The 3,864-nt window shown below is 56.7% G+C and carries 3 protein-coding genes; 2 read left to right on the plus strand and 1 reads right to left on the minus strand.

The window, feature by feature from the left end; translation table 11 throughout:
• Positions 1 to 69 precede the first annotated feature (69 nt).
• Entirely contained in the window at positions 70 to 321 is a 252-nt protein-coding gene (locus AAH187_RS12915) for an FtsX-like permease family protein (protein ID WP_342348872.1), read from the minus strand.
• Here AAH187_RS12915 and AAH187_RS12920 point away from each other — a divergent pair.
• Together AAH187_RS12920 and AAH187_RS12925 are read left to right on the plus strand one after the other, a co-directional pair.
• Positions 320 to 562, plus strand: a complete 243-nt coding sequence (locus tag AAH187_RS12920; RefSeq protein WP_342348873.1) for a hypothetical protein — start codon at positions 320 to 322, stop codon at positions 560 to 562. The two genes, AAH187_RS12915 and AAH187_RS12920, sit on opposite strands and share 2 nt — an antisense overlap.
• Positions 563 to 973: 411 nt before the next feature.
• Positions 974 to 3,864: TM0106 family RecB-like putative nuclease (locus AAH187_RS12925; protein ID WP_342348874.1), on the plus strand; the 2,891-nt coding region annotated here is incomplete at its 3' end.

Here is a 3,864-nt window from a genome sequence, read left to right on the forward strand (position 1 = left end):
AATATCCGGTTATTCGGCGTGAAGGGATTTAACCGGATCAATCCGGATCGCTCGTCGAGCAGGGGCCATTCAGTAAATCAGTCCTGTGGCCGTGGCCACCAGAAGGCCAATAAGGAGATATTGTTCATCGACATAGACCGGCAATCCCGGAAGCTCAATCGTGAGCACCAGTGGGCCGGCGACTCCCAAATCAACTCTCAACCCTCCTCCCAGCATCACAAGAATCATGGATTCAAATAAAAAGATTTGACGGGGCCTGGCTCCGATGGCGCGCAACAAGCCGATTTCGGCATATCGCTCTCCCACGGATATCCACATCATGGTCAAAATACCAATGGTTCACATGACGAACGAAATTCCCGCAATTCCTGACGCAGACAACGTCACCACCCGCATGACATCATCCAACATCTCCAGCATCGCGGTCTCTCGCAGAGGTCGTAGTGGCGCAGACACGCTTGCCGAGAGGGCCGAGACTGCCTATGCCTGGATCACGTCCCCTCTCCAAACATTTTCTGACCAGGTCACTCCCGAGGCGATTAAATTGGTGAAGGGGCGTTAGCGCCATCCTACGCCACGGCAACTGAGCGAGAGACGCCTCAGTACTGCCCGACTCCTTATCCGGAGATAATCCTGAACAGCAATATTGTTCGAGCGATGGATTGGGTATTGTGCCAGAAGCCTGCAAACGACGACGACACACAGAGCAGACACAAAACGGAGACGCAGTAAAGTAGGACGTGCCTTCTCTCCCGGCTTTCGACCGAAGCGGGAGGAGGGGGCATTGATGGTGAGCTTGGCGCAAAAAAGGAACTGAGTGTCTGAGCGATTCCGAAATTTTTGGATTAACAATTCGATACGGGGCTCTACCATTTCTTCAAAAGATCGCTTACCATGTGCTTCGATCACCACTGTTTTTGAGAAATCCCCTTCGTCCTGATTTACACGCTCGGTATATCTCTAAACCCAGCCTATGAAGAAAGTTCTCTCAAGCCAACTAGTATTCTCACCAAGCGATCTTATCCGCTATCTGGCCTCGCCGTTCGCGTCCTGGATGGACCGGCATCATTTAGAGAATCCTGGCGCCGTTGCGCCGGATGAGGAAACCGAGGATGGACAACTGATCGCGCAGACCGGCGCGCAGCACGAGCGCACGGTACTGGATGATTTCAAGGCTTCTGGGGCCAACGTCGTTGAGATTCCAAAGACTGATCCGGTCGTTGCCCGCACAACAACCCTCTCCGCAATCAGCTCAAAGGTCTCCATTATCTATCAGGCGTTTTTGGAACATGAGCCATTCGCCGGATATGCGGACTTTCTTCTGCTCGATGAATCCGGACGCTATCAGGTGTGGGACACAAAGCTGGCCCGCTCGCCCAAGCCGTATTATGCGATTCAGCTTTGTTGCTACTCGGACATGCTCGCCGCCGTCACCGGGACCACGATGCCGGAAAAGTTCGGGCTCATCCTCGGCACCAAGGACAGGGTAGAGTTTCGCATCGAGGACTTCATTCACTACTACCGCCGCATCGCGGCGAATTTCCTGACGATGCAGAATAGGTTCACCGGGAACATCACGGATCTCCCTGAACCCCTTCCCCGAGCCGACCACGGCCGCTGGACTTCCCATGCGGAGAAATTCTTTCAGGACACGGACCACCTCGTGCAGGTGGCGGGAATCACTGTGGGGCAGATCAAGAAGCTAAAGAAGGGTGGTATCGCGACAGTGGCTGATCTCTCAAGAGCATCAGGCACCGCCATACGCAAACTGGCTGCAGACTCTCTGGACAAACTCGTCGCCCAGGCGCGGCTACAATGTCAGACCCGGGCCGATCGGATTGGAAATCCCGATGCCCCGCCGCGCTACGAAGTCCTGCCTGGCACCGGTGCGAATGGCGAAGCTGTGGGCCTCGCGGCACTTCCGCCCGACCATCCGGCGGATGTCTTCTTCGACATGGAGGGCTACCCGCTGGTTGCCGGCGGACTGGAATATTTGTTTGGAGTCTGCACCCGAGGAAGCGAGCAGTCGGATTCCTTTGACTTCATCGATTGGTGGGCCCATGACCGGGAGCAGGAAAAGCTGGCCTTCGAAGGCTTCATGGACTGGGTCTTCAATCGATGGCAGCACAACCCCGGCATGCACATCTACCATTACGCCCCTTACGAGGTCAGCGCGGTTCGACGATTGAGCACGCGCCACGATACCCGCCAGGACGAGGTGGATGCGCTGCTCCGGAACGAGGTGTTTGTTGATCTCTTTCAGATCGTCCGTCACGGCCTGCGCCTCGGCGAGAACAGCTACTCTCTCAAGACGGTCGAACGCCTCTACCGACCAAAACGCGCCACCGAGGTTGCCACGGCGGCTGATTCGATCGTCCAATACGCCAGGTGGATCGAAAGCCAACAGGCGGATGATTGGAATCACAGCCCCATCCTGAAAGACATTCGCGACTACAACCAGGACGATTGCACATCCACGGCAGAGTTGCTGCAGTGGTTACGGAACGTGATCGTCGAACATCAGATCACTTCCGTGACCCGGGATTCCGACCCGGCTCCGTCGGCGCTAAAAGAATTACCCCCGGAGGTTGTGGCGCGATTGGAGACCGCCATAAAGCTTCGCACCCAGGGCGATGCAATCTCCATGATTCTTGCTGATGTGATCGACTTTCATCGACGGGAAGAAAAGCCCATGTGGTGGCGGATGTTTGACCGCGCCACGGCAACCTCTGAAGAACTCCGCGACGACCCCGCCTGCATCCAGGGCATTGCCGCCATGGGATCTCCCATGCCGGAAAAACTTTCGTTGGTCCAAACCTATTCCTTTGACCCTTCCCAGGAATGCAAACTGGCTGCCGGGGATACATCCAAAGTGATGTTCACCCATAACCTGAATGCGAAATTCACCCTCTTGGAGCTGGATGTGTCCGCAGGAAGGCTGGCTCTCAAAATTGGCAAGAAGGGTCTGACCGAGAAATGTGCAGGCATATTTCCTCAGCAGGGTTCATTCCTTCCGGACGAGCATGTCTCGGCGACGGCCATTCAGCTTGCGCTGACGGAAGTGGTTGCCAGACACTTGTCAGGGAAACTTGATGCCCCGGTATCCGCCCTCTTGAACCGGAAGCCCCCTGCGACTGCGCTGCAACAGGCTGATGAAACGCCAACCGAGGCGGCCATCCGGATTGCCGGTTCGATGGCCGGTGGATGCCTGGTTATTCAGGGGCCTCCCGGCACGGGAAAAACATTCACGGCTTCACAGGTCATCACCAGACTGCTCGCTTCCGGCAAGAAAGTCGGTGTCGCCTCCAACAGCCACAAGGCCGTGATCAATCTTCTCGCCGCCTGCGGCGACGCCGCGAAAGCCAGCGGTTCTCAGCTCCACGGACTAAAAGTTGGTGGCGACCCCGATGATCCCTTGTTTACCTGCAACCCCGGCGTGCAATACCTCAAAGACACCGGCTCCGCGCACCAGACCTACACTCGTGGCGTTGTCGGCGGAACGGCTTGGCTCTTTACCAGGCCTGAGTGGGAAGGTGTACTCGATTTTCTCTTCATCGATGAAGCCGGACAGGTGGCCCTGGCCAACGCCATGGCGATGGCTCGATGCGCAAATAACCTCGTGCTTCTGGGTGACCAGATGCAACTCGAACAACCCGTGCAAGGCTCCCATCCCGGCGATGCCGGGCTTTCCGTCCTCCAGTACGCGCTCAAAGACATGGAGGCCAGCCAACCCGACTCCCCTATCATGCATGCCGTGGTACCTGCGGACTACGGCCTTTTCCTCGGGGAATCCCGCCGTATGCATCCGGCCGTCTGTCGCTTCATCTCGGAGAGCATGTATGAGAGCCGCCTTGGATCCCATCC

This window comes from uncultured Nitrospira sp. (genome assembly GCA_902500695.1).
Classification (GTDB): Bacteria; Nitrospirota; Nitrospiria; order Nitrospirales; family UBA8639; genus Nitrospira_E.